At 43.5% G+C, this 18,679-nt stretch carries 14 protein-coding genes; 11 read left to right on the top strand and 3 right to left on the bottom strand.

Annotation, left to right across the window (positions count from 1 at the left end):
- Positions 1–101 precede the first annotated feature (101 nt).
- The 9 genes from uvrA to B7P33_RS13560 all read left to right on the top strand — a co-directional run bounded on the left by uvrA (position 102) and on the right by B7P33_RS13560 (position 14,362).
- Positions 102–2,933 (top strand): excinuclease ABC subunit UvrA, encoded by a 2,832-nt coding sequence (gene uvrA, locus B7P33_RS13520; RefSeq protein WP_097442553.1) that lies wholly within the window; start codon positions 102–104, stop codon positions 2,931–2,933.
- 23 nt (positions 2,934–2,956) lie between these two features.
- Positions 2,957–3,643, top strand: a complete 687-nt coding sequence (locus B7P33_RS13525; RefSeq protein ID WP_097442554.1) for an LOG family protein — start codon at positions 2,957–2,959, stop codon at positions 3,641–3,643.
- A gap of 42 nt (positions 3,644–3,685) precedes the next feature.
- A complete protein-coding gene (locus tag B7P33_RS13530) occupies positions 3,686–6,484 on the top strand; it encodes a gluzincin family metallopeptidase (RefSeq protein ID WP_245871814.1) in 2,799 nt (932 codons plus the stop codon).
- Between the two features lie 155 nt (positions 6,485–6,639).
- A complete protein-coding gene (locus B7P33_RS13535; RefSeq protein ID WP_097442556.1) occupies positions 6,640–9,054 on the top strand; it encodes an alpha-ketoacid dehydrogenase subunit alpha/beta in 2,415 nt (804 codons plus the stop codon).
- Between the two features lie 8 nt (positions 9,055–9,062).
- The gene (locus B7P33_RS13540; RefSeq protein WP_097442557.1) at positions 9,063–10,070 is read left to right on the top strand and encodes a glycosyltransferase; all 1,008 of its coding nucleotides are present in this window, start codon (positions 9,063–9,065) and stop codon (positions 10,068–10,070) included.
- Between the two features lie 109 nt (positions 10,071–10,179).
- Positions 10,180–12,108, top strand: a complete 1,929-nt coding sequence (locus B7P33_RS13545; RefSeq protein ID WP_097442558.1) for a BatA domain-containing protein — start codon at positions 10,180–10,182, stop codon at positions 12,106–12,108.
- A gap of 1 nt (position 12,109) precedes the next feature.
- A complete protein-coding gene (locus B7P33_RS13550; RefSeq protein ID WP_097442559.1) occupies positions 12,110–13,366 on the top strand; it encodes a dihydroorotase in 1,257 nt (418 codons plus the stop codon).
- A 2-nt stretch (positions 13,367–13,368) separates the two neighbouring features.
- Positions 13,369–13,698 carry a hypothetical protein gene (locus tag B7P33_RS13555; RefSeq protein ID WP_097442560.1) on the top strand — a complete coding sequence of 110 codons (330 nt, stop codon included), beginning with the start codon at positions 13,369–13,371 and terminating at the stop codon, positions 13,696–13,698.
- Between the two features lie 4 nt (positions 13,699–13,702).
- Positions 13,703–14,362, top strand: coding sequence for an alpha/beta hydrolase (locus tag B7P33_RS13560; protein WP_097442561.1), 660 nt, complete (start codon positions 13,703–13,705; stop codon positions 14,360–14,362).
- A 23-nt stretch (positions 14,363–14,385) separates the two neighbouring features.
- Here the strand turns inward: B7P33_RS13560 and B7P33_RS13565 are convergent, their stop codons facing one another.
- On the bottom strand, positions 14,386–14,880 hold the full coding sequence (locus B7P33_RS13565) for a hydrolase (RefSeq protein WP_097442562.1): 495 nt from the start codon (positions 14,878–14,880) through the stop codon (positions 14,386–14,388).
- Between the two features lie 34 nt (positions 14,881–14,914).
- Positions 14,915–15,679 carry an MBL fold metallo-hydrolase gene (locus B7P33_RS13570; RefSeq protein ID WP_097442563.1) on the bottom strand — a complete coding sequence of 255 codons (765 nt, stop codon included), beginning with the start codon at positions 15,677–15,679 and terminating at the stop codon, positions 14,915–14,917.
- A gap of 94 nt (positions 15,680–15,773) precedes the next feature.
- On the opposite strand from B7P33_RS13570, the gene B7P33_RS13575 reads away from it, so the two are divergent.
- Positions 15,774–17,228, top strand: a complete 1,455-nt coding sequence (locus B7P33_RS13575) for a nucleotidyl transferase family protein (protein WP_097442564.1) — start codon at positions 15,774–15,776, stop codon at positions 17,226–17,228.
- A 74-nt stretch (positions 17,229–17,302) separates the two neighbouring features.
- On the opposite strand, the gene bcp is transcribed toward B7P33_RS13575, so the two are convergent.
- Positions 17,303–17,761, bottom strand: coding sequence for a thioredoxin-dependent thiol peroxidase (gene bcp, locus B7P33_RS13580; RefSeq protein WP_097442565.1), 459 nt, complete (start codon positions 17,759–17,761; stop codon positions 17,303–17,305).
- A 52-nt stretch (positions 17,762–17,813) separates the two neighbouring features.
- Between bcp and B7P33_RS13585 the strand changes: the two genes are divergently transcribed.
- Positions 17,814–18,485 carry an endonuclease III domain-containing protein gene (locus B7P33_RS13585; protein WP_097442566.1) on the top strand — a complete coding sequence of 224 codons (672 nt, stop codon included), beginning with the start codon at positions 17,814–17,816 and terminating at the stop codon, positions 18,483–18,485.
- Positions 18,486–18,679: the final 194 nt, after the last annotated feature.

The following is an 18,679-nucleotide window of genomic DNA, read 5'->3' on the forward strand; positions in this document are numbered from 1 at the left end:
AACACTAAGGTAACCCTACTCCCTGAATTAACAAAAATCTATGATGGGGTCAGTTTTCGGTTACCTCCCAAAATCGTAAATTCGCGATTTGTCCGACGCATATGACGCAATACGAAGAGCAAATAGAGGTAAAAGGCGCTAGGGTACACAACCTGAAGAATATAGATGTTAGCATTCCTCGGGAGAAACTGGTGGTCATTACCGGTCTTTCGGGCAGTGGTAAGTCTTCATTGGCCTTCGATACCATTTATGCCGAGGGACAAAGGCGCTATATAGAGACCTTTTCGGCCTATGCCCGACAGTATTTAGGTGGCCTGGAACGCCCCGATGTGGACAAAATAGACGGACTATCCCCTGTAATCGCCATAGAACAGAAAACTACTTCGAAAAGTCCTCGCTCAACCGTGGGCACCATTACCGAAATCTACGATTTTTTGCGTCTGTTATACGCCCGTGCCGGGGATGCCTATAGTTATGTGACCGGTAAAAAAATGGTGAGTTATAGCGACGAACAGATCAAAGAACTCGTCAAAACCGATTTTGCGGGCAAACGGATCAATATTCTGGCGCCTGTAATCCGCACCCGAAAAGGACATTACCGCGAATTGTTCGCCCAAATCGCCAAGCAAGGCTTTGTAAAAGTGCGTGTAGATGGCGAGATACGTGACTTAGTCTCCGGAATGAAGGTAGACCGTTACAAAAACCACGATATCGAGATCGTAATCGACCGTTTAAAGATCGATGAGGGACAAGAGTTGGACAAGCGCCTATCGGAAAGCATTCATACGGCCATGTACCACGGATCCGATATACTCATGGTCTTGGAACACGGCAGCGACAAAGCCCGTTATTTTAGTAGAAATCTTATGTGTCCGGATTCCGGAATTTCCTACCCGGTACCCGAACCCAATACCTTCTCGTTCAACTCCCCAAAAGGTATGTGCCCCAATTGTAATGGCTTGGGCGTAGTACACGAGGTAAACGAGAAAAAGATAATTCCCGATACCACAAAAAGCATAAAGGCCGGGGGTATTTTGCCCTTGGGTCCCTATAAGAAATCATGGGCCTTCAAACAATTGGAAACCATTGCCCAACGCTATGAATTTGATCTAAACGACCCCATCGATCAGATTCCGGCCGAGGCTATGGCCGTAATCCTCAACGGGGGCCAAGATAGTTTTGAGGTCGCCTCGAAAAGTCTGGGGGTTACGCGCAACTATAAAATAGATTACGAGGGCATCTCCAACTTTATAAAAAACCAATATAACGAGGCCGATTCCACCTCCATAAAAAGATGGGCCAAAGAGTTTATGGACAAGGTATCTTGCCCAGATTGTGGGGGAAGCCGACTACGCCAAGAATCGCTGAACTTTAAGCTAGACGGTAAAAACATTGCCGAACTGGCCCATTTGGATATTGTAGATCTGGCCGAATTTTTCAAGGCCTTACCCGCCAAGCTGAGTAACACCCAGACGAAAATTGCCACCGAGGTACTAAAGGAAATCAATGCCCGAATCCAATTTTTGTTAGATGTTGGCTTGAATTACCTCTCTCTGAACCGTAGCTCTAAATCACTTTCGGGCGGTGAGGCCCAACGGATACGATTGGCCACCCAGATTGGCTCGCAATTGGTCGGGGTGCTCTATATTCTCGACGAACCATCTATTGGTCTACACCAGCGCGATAACGAACGATTGATCAAAAGTTTGGAATCGTTACGCGATATAGGCAATTCGGTAATCGTAGTAGAGCATGATAAAGATATGATCGAACGTGCCGATCATGTCATCGACATTGGTCCAAAGGCCGGTAAACATGGGGGCACCATCATCTCTGAGGGCACCCCAGAGGAAATAGCCAAACACCGTACCCTGACCGCCGATTATTTGAGTGGGATAAAAGAAATTTCGGTACCCAAAACCAGACGTAAGGGCAATGGTAAAAAAATAGTTTTAAATGGTTGTACTGGTAATAACCTAAAGAATGTTACCGCAACCTTCCCCTTGGGAAAAATGATCGGGGTAACCGGGGTATCGGGTAGTGGTAAAAGCACTTTGATAAACGAGACCCTCTACCCTATTCTGAATGCCCATTTCTTTAATGGCGTTAAAAAACCCATGCCCTACCAAAGCATTAAAGGTTTGGAGCATATCGACAAGGTGATCGACATCAACCAATCGCCGATCGGGCGTACCCCTAGATCTAACCCCGCTACCTATACCGGCGTTTTTAGTGAGATACGTTCGTTGTTTTCCCGCACCCCGGAAGCCGTAATCCGAGGCTACAAACCAGGGCGGTTCAGTTTTAACGTAAAAGGCGGGCGCTGCGAAACTTGTCAGGGCGGCGGGTTAAGGGTCATTGAAATGAACTTTCTGCCCGATGTTTATGTCGATTGCGAAACCTGTTACGGCAAGCGTTTTAACCGCGAAACCCTAGAGATCCGCTACAAGGGTAAATCTATCAGCGATGTATTGGAAATGACCATTAACGAAGCGGTCTCCTTTTTTGAAAACATCCCCAAAATACACCGTAAACTCAAGACCATTCAAGACGTTGGGCTCGGCTATATCTCCTTAGGTCAACAAAGTACTACCTTATCCGGCGGAGAGGCTCAACGTATTAAATTGGCCACCGAACTATCTAAGCGCGATACGGGCAATACTTTTTATATCTTGGACGAACCAACTACCGGATTGCATTTTGAGGATATCAGGGTACTAATGGAGGTTTTGGATCAATTGGCCGACAAGGGCAATACCGTATTGGTCATTGAACACAATTTAGACGTCATTAAAAAGGTAGACCATATCATAGATATTGGCCAAGAAGGCGGTAAAGGCGGAGGTGCCATTGTGGCCGAAGGAAGTCCGGAAGCCATAGTAAAAAAGAACCAGGGCTATACGGCCCAATTTTTGCGTAAGGAATTGCGTTAAACACAAACCAATAGTTAAACAACATGAGAAAAGAAAGACATCATAAAGGCTGGAACGAAATTAAGACCAACGATTCTTGGGCATTGTTCAAGATCATGGGCGAATTCGTAAACGGATTCGAGAAAATGAGTGCCATTGGCCCTTGTGTTTCGATATTTGGGTCGGCCAGAACCAAAGAACACCACGAATATTACCAATTGGCCGTTGACACCGCCGCCAAGATCGCAGAAGCAGGTTATGGGGTTATTACCGGAGGTGGTCCCGGAATCATGGAGGCTGGTAACCGTGGGGCCCATAAAGCTGGCGGTACTTCGGTAGGCTTAAATATCGATTTACCATTCGAGCAACACGACAATCCGTACATCGACTCTGATAAAAGCCTCGACTTCGATTATTTCTTTGTCCGTAAGGTTATGTTCGTAAAATATTCCCAAGGTTTTGTGGTTATGCCCGGCGGCTTTGGAACTTTGGACGAACTTTTTGAAGCCATAACCCTCATACAGACAAAAAAAATAGAGAGCTTCCCAATTATATTGGTAGGCACCGAATATTGGCAAGGTTTATTGGAATGGATCAAAACCACCATGTTGGGTAATGGCACCATTAGCGCCAGTGATCTAGATTTATTGCATTTAGTAGATAGTGCGGAAGAAGTGGTAGATATTTTGGACGGATTCTATAGAGGTCATAATCTAAGCCCGAATTTTTAATTGAAGCATTCGGGTTTTCTAAAATATCATGTTTTGCCCTTCGTGGTATTCCTGTTCGGATGGTGTGCCCATGCCCAATTCAAGAACAGGCTTACCGTACACTTAGATGAAAATTCGAATACCCTACATATTCAACAAGAATGGGAATATCCCAATATGGCCGACACCGTATTGGAAGAGTTGTATTTTTTGGATTGGGCCAACGCCTATTACGACAAAGATTCGGAATTGGCCAAACGCTTTGCCCAAGAGTTTAAGAAAAACCTGCATTTTACCAAAGAGGAAGATCGGGGGCGCACCGATATCATCAATATCTCCGACGCCCAGTTCCGTAACCTAAACTGGACACGGACCCCGGCCAGCGATATTTTACGCATTGATCTAAAAACACCCTTGGGCATTGGCCAAAGTACCAAATTCACCTTTACCTACGATGTAAAATTACCTGATAGCAAGTTTACCGATTTCGGCTATGGCATCAATCATTTCTTTTTAAAAGACTGGTATTTGGTACCCGCGACATTTAGAGATGGACAGTGGCTGTTAGATTCTAACAAAAACCTAGATGACCGTTTTAGCCCTTTAGCAGATACCCATATCGAGTTCCACTACCCGGCTATTTATGAGTTAACCTCAAATTTTGACTCAAACCCGATCATTACTGAAAGCGCCACGCAAAACAAAGTGGAATTGATTGGAAAAAATCGGGACGCTTGTGAAATACACCTTAGAAAAAGTAAGCGCTTTAAAGATTACCACAATCCGGGCATGGTAGTGGTTTCCGACATGAGCGCCCCCAGATTGGATGCGGTTAAACAAGACCTATCCATGATCAAGGTTATGAATTATGTAACTCGTAACTTAGGTCATTTTCCCCACGCTACCTTATTGATCACCGAACGGGACTATGGCAAAAACCCCATTTACGGGTTAAGCCAACTCCCTTCCTTTATTCGACCTTATGACGAAGCCTTTATTTATGAGCTAAAGCTGTTAAAAACCAGCGTGGACAACTTTCTAAAGGAAAGCTTACACATAGATCGAAGAAGGGAAAAATGGGTGCATGATGCACTTCTCAATTATTTTATGATCGATTATGTAAAACGACACTATCCGGATACTAAATTGATTGGCAAGCTGAGTAAGATGTGGGCAGTACGCCACACCTATTTGGCCAAAATGGGTTTTAATGACCAATACCCACTGCTTTACATGCTTACGGTTCGCACCAATTTACATCAGCCGCTAACCACACCGAACGATTCTTTGGTCAAATTCAACCAACGGATTTCCAACCCCTATAAGTCCGGTTTAGGGCTTACCTTATTAGAAGATTATTTAGGCAAGAAAGACTTCTCCTCCAACTTAAAGGGGTTTATCTCCGATAATCAAGGAAAATCAGTAAGAACACAAGCATTTGAAGACAACTTACAAGCGTTTGCCGAGCAAGATATCTCTTGGTATTTTGAAGAATATGTAGAAAAAAGCAACCTAATCGATTTTAAGATCAGGGAAATCGAAGTAAAGGGAGATTCTATGGAGGTCACCCTAAAAAACAAGACCGGGGTAAATTTGCCCGTTTCGGTATTTGGAGTACGTAACGATACCATTATCTCCAAGTTCTGGTACGACCCTAACCCCGATAAATTCAACAGCAAAAGTTTCCCTTATCAAGGCGAGGATAAGCTAATCTTAAACTACGACAATAAATTACCCGAATTCAACCAACGGAACAACACCCACTCGGTAAAACCCAGCCTGTTTGGCGGAAAACCCATCCGTTTTCAGTTTTTTAAAGACATTGAAGACCCATACAAACATCAGATTTTCTATGTACCGGTACTCACCTTCAATGCCTACGATGGCATTACACCCGGTATTCGGTTTCACAATAAATCGGTTTTAAGAAGACCTTTTGTTTACGATTTCACCCCTTCATATGCTATAAAGGAAAAGTCCCTAGTAGGGTCTGCAAAACTAAGTTATACGCATAATTTAAATAAAAGCGGGCACTATTATACTAGCTATACCATTGGTGGCTCTACTTTCCATTTCGAGGAAAACTCACGTTATAAAAGACTGGTTCCACGAATTTCATTGGGGTGGCGACCCGAAGACCGCTTATCTAACAAACGAAAGTACCTCACGCTACGCTATGTTATGGTTCAAAGAGACCTTGCCGACGGTCTTGACATAGATACCGAACCAGATTATGGGGTTTTAAATGCCCGTTTTACCAATGTAGACAACCATATTCTCGATTATTTCTTATGGTCGGCAGACGCCCAACATGCCGCCGATTTCAGTAAAATATCATTTACCACCGAATACCGTCATTTGTTCGAAAACAACCGACAATTGAATTTGCGTTTCTTTGCCGGTAAATTTTTAAGGAACAATTCGAGGGAGTCCGATTACTTTAGCTTTGCCCTAGATCGTCCCACCGATTATTTATTTGACTACAACTACTTGGGCCGTTCCGAAGATTCTGGTATTTTAAGCCAACAGATCATTATAGCTGAAGGAGGTTTCAAATCGCAGCTCGATACCCCCTTTGCCAACGATTGGATCGCCACGGTTAACGGTAGCGTTAGTATATGGCGTTGGATCGAGTTTTATTCCGATTTCGGTTTCGTAAAAAATTATGGACAAAAGGAAGAAATGGTATATGATTCAGGTATTCGATTGAACTTGGTCACAGATTATTTCGAACTATACTTCCCCCTCTACTCGAACAATGGTTGGGAAGTTGGCCAAGATCGCTACGATCAAAAGATACGTTTTGTAATAACCCTTAGCCCTAAAACCCTTCTTGGCCTGTTTAACAGGAAGTGGTTTTAATTGCATTAATATCATTTATTCGGTTGTTTTTTTAGATATTACCTAATTTCGATATCTAAAAAGAATCCTAATTTAATAATAACGCAACAAAACTAGAGATTCGTTGTTTGTATTTGTCGCATAAATTTGGTAATTTCGCGATAAATCTCAAGCCTATGAAAACTGCTCCTGAACACACTATGGACGATAATATATCCTTCGAAGATTTTAAAGAACAAATCATTCAGGATTATACCATAGCCGTAAAGAGCAGGGAGTGTAGCCTTTTGGGTAGACGTGAGGTACTTACCGGCAAGGCCAAGTTCGGAATATTCGGAGGCGGTAAAGAGGTAGCGCAATTAGCCATGGCCCGTGTTTTTGAGAATGGCGACTTTCGAAGCGGGTATTACCGTGACCAGACCTTTATGATGGCCTTGGGGTTATTAAGTCCGAAAGAATTTTTCCACGGCCTTTACGCCACTACCGATATTGAAAAAGAACCCATGAGTGCCGGAAGGCAAATGGGTGGTCATTTTACGACCCATAGTTTGGACGAAAATGGGCAATGGAAAGATCTGACCCAACAAAAGAACAGTAGTGGCGATATTTCACCAACGGCTGGTCAAATGCCCCGTTTGTTAGGTTTGGCACAAGCTTCAAAAATCTATAGAAACGCGCCTGAGATTCCGTCCGAAGGGTTTTCGCAAAACGGAAACGAAGTCGCATGGGGTACCATTGGTAATGCGAGTACCAGCGAAGGCCATTTTTGGGAAACCATAAACGCCGCTGGTGTGCTTCAAGTACCCATGGTAATAAGTGTATGGGACGACCAATACGGTATATCGGTACCCGCCAAATACCAAACGACCAAAGAAGATATCTCTAAAATATTAAGTGGTTTTGCCCGAAATGAATCGGAAGCGGGCTATGAAATCATAAAAGTCAAAGGATGGGACTACACCGCATTGATCCATGCCTATGGCAATGCCTCGGAAATTGCCAGGGAAGAACACGTGCCCGTATTAATTCATGTAGATGAAATCACCCAACCCCAAGGGCATTCTACCTCAGGTTCACACGAGCGTTACAAGTCTAAAGAACGATTGGCCTGGGAAAAGGAATACGATTGCAACAAGCGTTTTCGCGAATGGATTTTAGAGAACCAAATCCGTACCGAAGAAGAGCTAAAAGCCCTTGAAAAAGGCATTAAAATAGAGGTAAGAAACGCCAAAAAAGAAGCTTGGTTAGAATTCTTACAGCCCATTAAAGACGAAAAGAAAGTATTGGTTTCCCTAATGGATGCCGCCGCCCAGAATAGTAGTAATAAAAGTTTTATTGCCCGTCTAAAAAACGATTTGATCGCGGTAGAAGAACCCATTAAGCGCGACTTGGCCTCAAGGGCTCGAAAAGCCCTGCGTTACCTAACTCATGAAACCGGTCCTGAAAAACAGGCCTTACGTAAATGGGTTACCAATTTTATGGCCCAAACCCAACCCGATTATAGTTCGCACCTTTATGCCGAACACGATCAGGCAGCCGATAAAATAGCAGGAATTACGCCCACCTATGAAGCCGAACCCGAAATGGTCGATGGCAGGATCATTATCCGTGATAATTTTGACACTCTATTCGAAAAGCACCCAGAAGTGGTGATTTTCGGTGAAGACAGCGGAAACATAGGCGATGTTAACCAAGGTTTGGAAGGGCTTCAGGAAAAATACGGTGACGTGCGTATCTCAGATACCGGTATTCGCGAAGCTACTATTTTAGGACAAGGCATCGGACTGGCCATGCGAGGTTTGCGCCCCATCGCCGAAATCCAATACCTCGACTACATCTTGTACGCCCTACAAATTATGAGCGACGATTTGGCCACCCTGCATTATAGAACCGTGGGCAAGCAAAAAGCCCCATTGATCGTACGTACGCGAGGACACCGTTTAGAAGGCATTTGGCATTCTGGTTCGCAAATGGGTGGACTAATCCACTTATTGCGTGGTATACATATTTTAGTGCCCCGGAACATGACCAAAGCAGCCGGATTCTACAATACTCTATTGCAAAGTGACGAACCTGCACTAATAGTTGAAAGTTTGAACGGCTACCGCTTAAAAGAACCCAAACCGAACAACTTAGGTGAATTTAGGACCCCCATTGGTATGGTCGAAACCCTTAAAGAAGGTACCGATATCACCTTACTCTCTTACGGATCTACAGTAAGAATCGTAGAAAATGTAGCCAAGGAGTTGTTGGAAGTCGGTATCGATGCTGAAGTCATCGATGCCCAAAGCCTACTACCCTTCGATAAAAACCACGATGTAGCCAAAAGTCTGGCCAAGACCAATCGTTTGTTGATTATTGACGAAGATGTACCTGGCGGATGTTCGGCATACTTGCTGCAAGAGGTTTTGGAAAACCAAGGCGGTTACGAATTATTGGACAGTCAGCCACAAACCTTGACAGCTAAAGCCCATAGACCGGCCTATGCCACTGATGGGGATTATTTTTCCAAACCGAGTGCCGAGGATATTTTTGAAAAAACCTATGCCATAATGCATGAAGCCGAACCTCAAAGGTTCCCCGCGCTTTAAATTATTTTATGGCCCACCCTAAGGTAAGTATACTTATCCCATTTAAGAACACCGAAGCCTATTTACCCCAGTGCCTCGATTCTATTATAGGGCAGACCTACCAAAACTGGGAAGTATTGGCCGTAAACGACCATTCTACCGATCAAAGCCGAGCCCTAGTACAGGGATATGCCCAAAAAGACGACCGTATTAAAATCTTTGACAATAACGGAACTGGCATAATCGAAGGCTTACGCACCGCTTATTCCCAAGCCCAGGGCAATATGGTTTCCCGTATGGATTCCGACGACATTATGAAACCGGAGAAACTGGCCTATATGACCCAAGCTTTAGTGCAGTCCGGTCCAGGGCATGTGTCTGTGGGACAGGTCAAATATTTTTCGGATCGCGGAATCAGCAATGGGTATGCCCGTTACGAAACATGGCTAAACCAGCTTACCGAAACCGGAAGTAATTACCAGGAAATCTATAAGGAATGTAGCATTCCCTCCCCTGCCTGGATGACCTTTACCGAAGATTTGGATCGGGTCGGGGCCTTTGAACCCAACTTATACCCTGAGGATTACGACCTTACCTTTCGCTTCTATAAACACGGGCTACAATGCATTCCCTGTTCCCAAGTTTTGCATTTATGGCGCGATTACGACACCCGCACCTCACGTACTAGCGAACATTATGCCCAAAACTATTTTTTGGATATTAAACTGCGTTACTTCCTAGAATTGGAATACGACAAAACCAGACCCCTGGTCATCTGGGGCGCAGGGAACAAAGGCAAACAGATTGCTAGGGATTTACAACAACAAAACATTCCCTTTTATTGGATCTGCGATAATCCCAATAAAATCGGCAAGGATATATATGGCGAACCCATGCGCCCGTTTACCTTTTTACAAAATCTCGCCCATGCCCAAAGCATAATAACGGTTGCAAACGAAGATGCCCAAAAAGAAATACGCGCCTATATGGCCCAGCGTAACATGCACGCTATGACCGATTATTTCTTTTTTTGTTAAACAAAGACCTTTTCTTTTAAGAAAAAAAAATCTCCGTTTAATAGTTTTTTCCAAACCTTATGCCAAGCCTATGGTTTCAAAACCATGAATTGCTATATTTGGTTAGCCTATGGGAAATATCCAATTTTTGTACCCGAACGTACTTTGGGCCCTGCTATTACTGGGGATTCCAATTATCGTGCATCTTTTTAAATTACGAAGGTTCAAAAAGACCCCATTCACCAATGTTAAGTTTCTCGAAAAAGTAGTTTCCGAAACCAACAAGACCAGCCAAATCAAAAAATGGCTTTTGTTGATCAGTAGATTGGGCATGCTTACTTTTTTGATCCTGGCTTTTGCCCAACCTTTTACCGCTACTGAATCGGCTTTAGTGACGAAGGAGTATACCGTTTACCTCGATAATTCGTTCAGTATGGAAGCTCCGGGCAAGCAAAACGACCTGCTTCAGGAAGCCATACAGGATTTGGCACAACATTTTCCCCAAGAACAAAAACTGAGTTTCTTTACGAACGACCAAACCTACCGTGATGTTAGTTTTCAAGAAATCAGAAGTGTTGTATTACAGACCACAAGTAATCCGGAAGCCTTAAACTTTGAAGATGTGTTATTAAAAGCACAAACCCTTTTCAGTAAGCATAATGGGGTTCAAAAAGAACTTATACTAATCTCAGATTTTCAGGGCCCCATGACACCAGTGGAAAACGATAGTACGACCAATCTCAATGTGTATACGGTTCCCAAAACCGCGACGGAAACCTTAAACGTGTCTATCGATAGTCTATATGTTTTGGAAAATGGCCCTCAAGAAACGGCCCTACGCCTTAATTTACAGGCCAATGGAGCCATTCGTGAAGTTGGGGTTACGGTACAAGATGGCGACCGTCTTCTAGCAAAAAGCCTATTGGATTTTGAAGAAAACAGTCTTGAACAACAACTCGATTTCAAAATCAAGAACGGTACGGGTATCCAAGGACAGGTTAGCATTCGAGATGGTGGCTTACCCTACGACAACCAACTGTTCTTCAGCACCGGACAATCCGAAAAAATCAAAGTATTACATATACAGCAAGGCGATGCCGATTATTTAGATCGCATCTACGACAACAACACCTTTACCCTTACAAAAACCGCACTAGACCAACTGAATTACAGTGCGCTTTACGAGCAAAACTTTGTTTTTCTGCAAGGGCTGGAACGTATTCCGAATACCTTGGTCGAGGCCTTAATTCAGGCCCAGGAAAATGGTACAGGCATTGGTATAATTCCGCCATCCCAACCCGATCTGGCATCCTACGACACTTTTTTAACCAAGCTAGGGTTCGGTTCCTTGGACCAACAATTGAACGACGAACAAGAAATATCCAGTATCCGTTTTAACCACCCCTTGTTCAAGGGCGTTTTCGAAAAAAACGAAGAAAACTTCCAATTTCCGAAGACCAATGGCTACCTAAAACTAAAATCACCCCCCAGTACCGTAATCGGTTTTTCTAACGGCAGTCCTTTTCTTTCTGAATCGAATGGCGTCTATTTTTTCCATGCCCCGCTAAACCCTCCTTACTCAAATTTCTCGGCCAGTCCGTTGATCGTTCCTACACTGTACAACATGGGATGGCAAAGCATACGCGCTAACCCCTTATACACTGTTATGACCCCTGGGAATTATATGGATATAGGAGGTACTTACCCTGAAGAAACTATAATTAGCCTAACACAAGAGGAGCTACGATTTATTCCGCGTCAGCAGTATATGGGCAACAAAATCAGATTGTTCTACGACGAAAACCCGCAATCGCCCGGCTTGTACCAAACCGACGCCCCACAACTACCGGCCAAGACCGTTGCCTATAACTATGCGCGTTCCGAATCTCTGGAAAACAATGCCATTGAATTCAAAGGGACATCATCTTCGGAAACAGTGGCCGGCCTAATCGAATTATTAAACCAAGATAACCGCATCAATCAACTGTGGAAATGGTTTCTTATCGTAACTTTGTGCTTCGTAATACTGGAGGTTCTTATACAAAAGTTGATAAAATAGTATGGACGTACTCATAAAATCGGCCAAGATCGTGGCGCCCAACCAGCCCGAACTACATCTAAAAACCAGGGATATCCGCATTGAAAACGGTACCATTGTTGCCATTTCGGAGCATATTGAGCCCTCTGGAAACATTGAAATTCTAGAACGGGACAACCTCCATGTTTCCATGGGTTGGTTCGATAGCGGAATCTCGTTAGGGGAACCTGGATATGAAGAACGTGAGACCCTACAACACGGTTTACAGGTGGCTGCCTTGAGCGGATTTACCCAGGTAGTATTGAACACCGACAACCAACCCGTTGCCGATAATGCCCAAACCATATCCGCATTAAAAAACAGCACGGCTCACTATGCCACACAAGTACACCCTTTGGGCACCTTGACCAAAGCTGGTAACACTGGTGATTTGGCCGAGCTTTTCGACATGAAAAACCAGGGTGCGGTTGGTTTTTATGATTATAAACGTCCGATTGGAAATGCCAACCTCCTTAAAATCGCCTTACAATATACCCAACCCTTCAATGGTTTAGTCCACTCCTTTGCCTTGGAAAAAAACTTGGCCGGCAAGGGCATGGTCAACGAAGGCATAAGTACCACGCAATTAGGCCTAAAAGGAATACCGCATATGGCAGAAGCCGTGCAGGTTCGGCGTGATTTGGCCGTGTTGGAGTACAGTGGTGGCGCCCTACACATACCCACCATTAGTACAGCTGAAAGCATCATTGCCATTCGCGAGGCCAAGGCCAAAGGTTTGGATGTAAGCTGCAGCGTAGCCTTACATCACTTATGGTTAGACGATAGTGTGTTATCTGAATTCGATACCAATTACAAACTAATGCCCCCACTTCGTACCAAAGAAGACCAAAAAGCCCTGAGGGAAGCCTTACTCGATGATACCATAGATTTCGTAACCACGGACCATTGCCCCATGGATACCGAAAGAAAACTTATGGAATTCGATCTGGCCGCTTATGGATCATTAGGTTTGGAATCGGCATTCGGTGTGCTCAACACCCTGTTTGGTTTCGAAAAAGCGGCTGTAATCTTAGCAAAAGGAAAATCGCGTTTTGGTCTTGACGAAAAGGAAATCAAAGAAGGCCGTTCGGCCGAATTGAGTTTCTTTGACCCTGAACCCACCTATACCCTTCAAAAAGCTGACCTAAAATCTACCTCAAAAAACTCCGCTTTTATCGGCGAAGCCCTAAAAGGTAAGGTTTATGGTATTTACAACAACGCCCAATTGATCGTAGAGTAAACATGGACCACAATACCATAAAACAAGGAAAAACCACGGCCATTATCGCCTATTTCACCATGGTCGGCGCCTTGATCGCCATCACCATGAACCTAGAACCAAAAAACGCCTATGCCCGTTTCCATACCCGACAAGCCTTTGGGTTACACCTATGCTTTTTGGCCGGTGCCATTTTTTTAAGCGTTTGGTTCAACGAATTTGCTTGGTACGGACTTTATATTGCCTATCTGGTACTTTGGGGTTATGGTTTTGTAGGGGCCATTGGCGGAAAAGCCCAGCAAGTCCCTTTGGTGGGCGCCTACTTTCAAAAATGGTTTACATTTATTTCATAACACTATGACTACCGCTCCCCTATCTTTAGAACACCTGATTCGACCAAGCTCCCTGAGTTCTGGTAAACCTCCGGTTTTATTTTTGTTCCATGGTTATGGTAGTAATGAAGAGGATTTGTTTTCTTTTGCTCCAGAACTACCCAAGGAACTTTGTATTATTGCCGCACGTGCCCCCTATACTTTAGAACCTTTTGGTTACGCTTGGTATGCTATTAATTTTGATGCCGAACAAGGCAAATGGAGTGATTTGGACCAAGCCCGAAAATCGCGCGACCTTATTTTAAACTTTATGGACGAAGCCTGCAAGGCCTATGGTCTCGATAACGACCAAGTTTCCCTATTAGGTTTTAGTCAAGGTGCCATACTCAGTTATGCCGTTGCCCTATCGTACCCAGAAAAAATCAAAAATTTGATAGCCCTTAGTGGATATTTAAACGAGGACATTCTCGGGGAAGGGCATAAAGAAAAAGTACATAGCCATTTGAATGCCTATGTTTCCCATGGTAAGGTAGACCAGGTGATACCCATTCAATGGGCCGAAAAAGCACCGGGTATTTTAGCCGAATATGGTGTAAATACCACCTACAAAGAGTATCCCATTGGACATGGGGTAAGTCCACAGAACTTTTACGATTTCAAAAACTGGCTGGAAGAAAGATTGTAATGAAGTAGTTTAAACCACTTCTATTAATTACTTCGCGTATACAGCAAATGATCGACCAAGGTAAAATCTACACTGGTATCTTCCATAAGTTCGTAACGAATCAATACCTCGCCCCAATACCTTCCATTGGAAAAATCGGCGATAATCCATCTATGGTTCAATAATTTGATGCGGTTGATCTTAAACGGATTCTCATCACCTTCATAGGGCACCAAAGGGTTATCCCCTTTTTGCTCATTGGTTTCGAGCAATTTATCTGAAATATAAAGACTTGGATTCTCAATGGGCAAATTGTCATAATACGCCAAAGCATCGTCGTTATTCTCTAAAGCGAAATATTGCAGATCCAACACCTTTAGATTCAAATTTTGAATGGAATCCAATAGTTTTTCTTCGGTCTCTTTGGCCTGCACCAATCGTTTTTCATTCGATTTCAACAGATTATTGGAGCTCACGGCCAAATACAAAGCCGTAAGGGCGGCAAAAACAAAAAGGTATAGGAAAATGTTCTTTTTCATCAGTTGGGATTTTTATCGCATAATTGGTGATGTATCACAAATCAACCACCAAATTATCATAGGCCAAAAATACGTTTTTGGGCAATGTTTTACTTACTTCTTCATGAAAACCTAACAAGGCACTGATATGGGTCAAATAGGCCTTTTTGGGCTGTAATTCGGTAATAATATCCAAGGCCTCGTTCAGGTTTAAATGCGAACGGTGGCTCTCGTGACGTAAGGCGTTGATCACCAACACCTCGGTACCTTTTAGCTTTTCCATTTCGGTAACACTAATGGTCTTGACATCGGTCAAATAGGTAAAACCACCCAAACGAAACCCTAAAATGGGGAGATCTGCGTGCATGGCTTCAATAGGAACGACCTGTTTCCCCATCACGTCAAAAGTCCGGTCTTTAGTAATGGCATGCGTACTTAAGGTAGGCACGCCCGGATACTTTTCCCCATCCGTGAAAATATAGTCATACCTACGTTTTAGGGCATCCAACACCCGTTGATGGGCAAAAAGAGGCACATCGCCCTGTCTAAAATAAAATGGACGCACATCATCTAAACCGGCCGTATGATCACTGTGCTCGTGGGTGAAAAGAATTGCATCTAAACTATCGATTGGGTTGCGCAACATTTGTTGCCTAAAATCGGGACCGCAATCAATAACGAAATTATGGCCCTCCCATTGTACCAATACCGACACCCGAAATCTGGTATCTTTAGGGTCGTCACTTAAACAAACCGGATGCGAACTACCAATTACGGGAATACCCTGTGAGGTGCCCGTACCCAAAAAAACAATCCTCAAATCTTTGTGCTATTTATACCAAAAATATGACATATTCGTTAATTCTATAGGTCTATATTCTTAACTTTGCAACACTAAAACTTAAACCATTACAATGGCTTCAGTCGTTAAAAAGGCGAATCCTTTTGAAAACATCCCATCCATTAAGGCCAAAGCCCTTGGCATTAACTTAGATTCAGATATTTACGGAACCTTTGCCGAAATCGGTGCGGGACAGGAAACAGCCCGTCACTTTTTTAGATCGGGGGGTGCCTCGGGAACCATTGCCAAGGCGATGAGTGCCTACGACAAAGACTTTTCTGATGCCGTGTATGGTATTGAGGACGATGGCCGTTATGTAACCCAAAGCCGTCTAAAGAAAATGCTTTCCCATGAAATGAAACTCATGGAAGATCGCTTAAGCCGCGAAAAGCATCCGAAGAAATTGTTCTTCACCTATGCCAACACCGTAGCTACCATCGACTTTGCCAAAAAGTACAAAGGCCATGGCTGGTTGGGGATTAAATTCCAGTTACACCCCGATCAAAAAGAATACGACGAGATCGTATTACATGTCCGTTTTAAGCAGACCGAGGCCCGTTTACAACAAGAAACCTTGGGTATCGTTGGGGTAAACTTGATCTATGGCGCCTTTTTTAAGCACGACAAACCCAAGAAACTACTAAAATACCTATACGACCATATTGACAAGGACACCTTGGAAATCGATATGGTCAATTTTTCTGGGCCCAACTTTAAAGACGTAGATAATCGATTGATGAGTCTGCAGTTAATCAAAAACGACATGACCGAAGCGGTAATGTTCGGGCCCGATGGAAACAACCTTTTACCTGCCGCCGCCTTATACAAAAAGAACATTCTTGCGCTACGTGGTAGTTTTAGGCCCGTAACCAAGGTGAATATGGATATGTTCCAAAAGAGTTACGACATATTCATACGCGAACAAACGGTTGAAGAGGAAAAAACCATTGTGATTTTCGAGATTACCCTGTCGAACCTAAAAGCCTCGGGAGAAATCGACGAACAAGACTTTATGGATCGGGCAGAGCTATTATGCTCGCTTGGCCATACGGTAATGATATCGAAATTTCAGGAATATTATAAACTAGTAGAATACCTAAGTAGTTTTACCAAATTGCGCTTGGGCCTTACCATGGGCGTAAACAACCTGGTCGATGTATTCGACGAAAAATATTATCGTCATTTAAGTGGTGGTATTTTGGAGGCCTTTGGAAAACTGTTCTTCAAAGATCTGAAAGTGTATCTATATCCGCTTAAAGATCAAGAGACCGGTCAAGTACTGACCAGCAATAATGTAAAAGTACACCCACGCATGAAGGAACTGTATAAGTTCTTTAAGTACAATGGTAAGGTGATGGACATTATCGATTACGATCCCGATATTTTACATGTCTTCTCCCGTAATGTTCTAAAACGCATTATGGATGGGGACGAAGGCTGGGAAAAAGAACTGCCCGAAGGGATTGCCGAGGTGATTAAGGAGAAAAACCTATTTAGGCGTAAGCCAGCGGAAATCGCAAGCGAATAACCCATATGTCAGACTGAGCGTAGTCGAAGTGTTTTATAATTAGAGTTCCTTCAACTACACTCAGTCTAACAAATTTACACCAACTCCAATATCTGGGCGGCGTGTTCTTTGGTTTTTACCTTATTGATCACATGGCTCACTACCCCGTTTTCATCGACCAGAAAGGTGGCCCTATGGATACCATCGTATATACGGCCCATGAATTTTTTAGGTCCCCAAACCCCAAAGGCATTGATAACGGTCTTGTCCTCGTCTGCTAATAAGGGAAAAGGGAACTCGTATTTGTTCTTAAAATTGGTCTGCCTTTTTTGACTGTCGGCACTAACCCCCAACAACTCAAATCCTTTGGCCTGTAGCTCACTATAATGGTCACGTAGGTTACAGGCTTCTACCGTACAACCCGGTGTACTGGCCTTGGGGTAAAAGAAAACTACAAGCTTTTTACCCTTATAATCACTAAGTTTTACTGGGTTTCCAGCCTCATCGACCGATTCAAAAACGGGTACCTTATCCCCTACTTCGAGCATTTTCATGGTAATATTGTTTTAAGGATTGCTGTATGTATCTTTACACGAAAATACGAAAATGACCAAGGCCGAAAAAGTAGCTTTCGTAATAAAGACCTTAGACGAGATTTACCCGGAAATCCCCATTCCGTTAGATCACAAAGACCCCTATACCTTATTGATCGCGGTATTATTATCGGCCCAGAGCACCGATGTACGGGTAAACCAAATCACCCCCATTCTTTTCGATGTGGCTGACAATCCGTACGATATGGTCAAATTAACGGTAGATCAAATTCGGGATATTATTCGGCCCGTGGGTCTTTCGCCCATGAAATCGAAGGGTATACATGGTCTGTCCCAAATTTTGATCGATAAATACCAAGGCGAGGTGCCCCAAGATATTGCCCTTTTGGAAGAATTACCGGCAGTAGGACACAAAACAGCATCGGTAGTAGTCTCCCAAGCCTTTGGTATACCAGCCTTTCCTGTAGATACCCATATACACAGACTCATGTACCGCTGGGGGTTTTCGAATGGAAAAAATGTGGTTCAGACCGAAAAAGATGCCAAAAGATTGTTTCCCAAAGAACTATGGAACAACCTACATCTTCAAATCATTTGGTACGGACGGGAATATTGCCAAGCCCGTGGCTGGAATCTCGAAAATGATGTGATCACCAAGACCATCGGTCGAAAAACCGTGATCAATGATTATTACAAGTCCAATCAAAAACGGGGGGCCAAGTAAAAACTGGGAGTTAAAGCTTTGATTCCAAGTAATTCTAAAAATAAAGCGATTCGCCTGTATGTATCTTATTATCCGATACTTAAAATCAAAAAAAGAATACTCCCAATATTAGATTGAGACCTAAACTACTCCGCACTTCGAAGTAATAAACCCTTCTGGCGGTGCCCATAAAAAAAACCCTGCATGGCAGGGTT

Source organism: Sediminicola luteus (genome assembly GCF_002514735.1).
Lineage (GTDB): Bacteria > Bacteroidota > Bacteroidia > Flavobacteriales > Flavobacteriaceae > HQA918.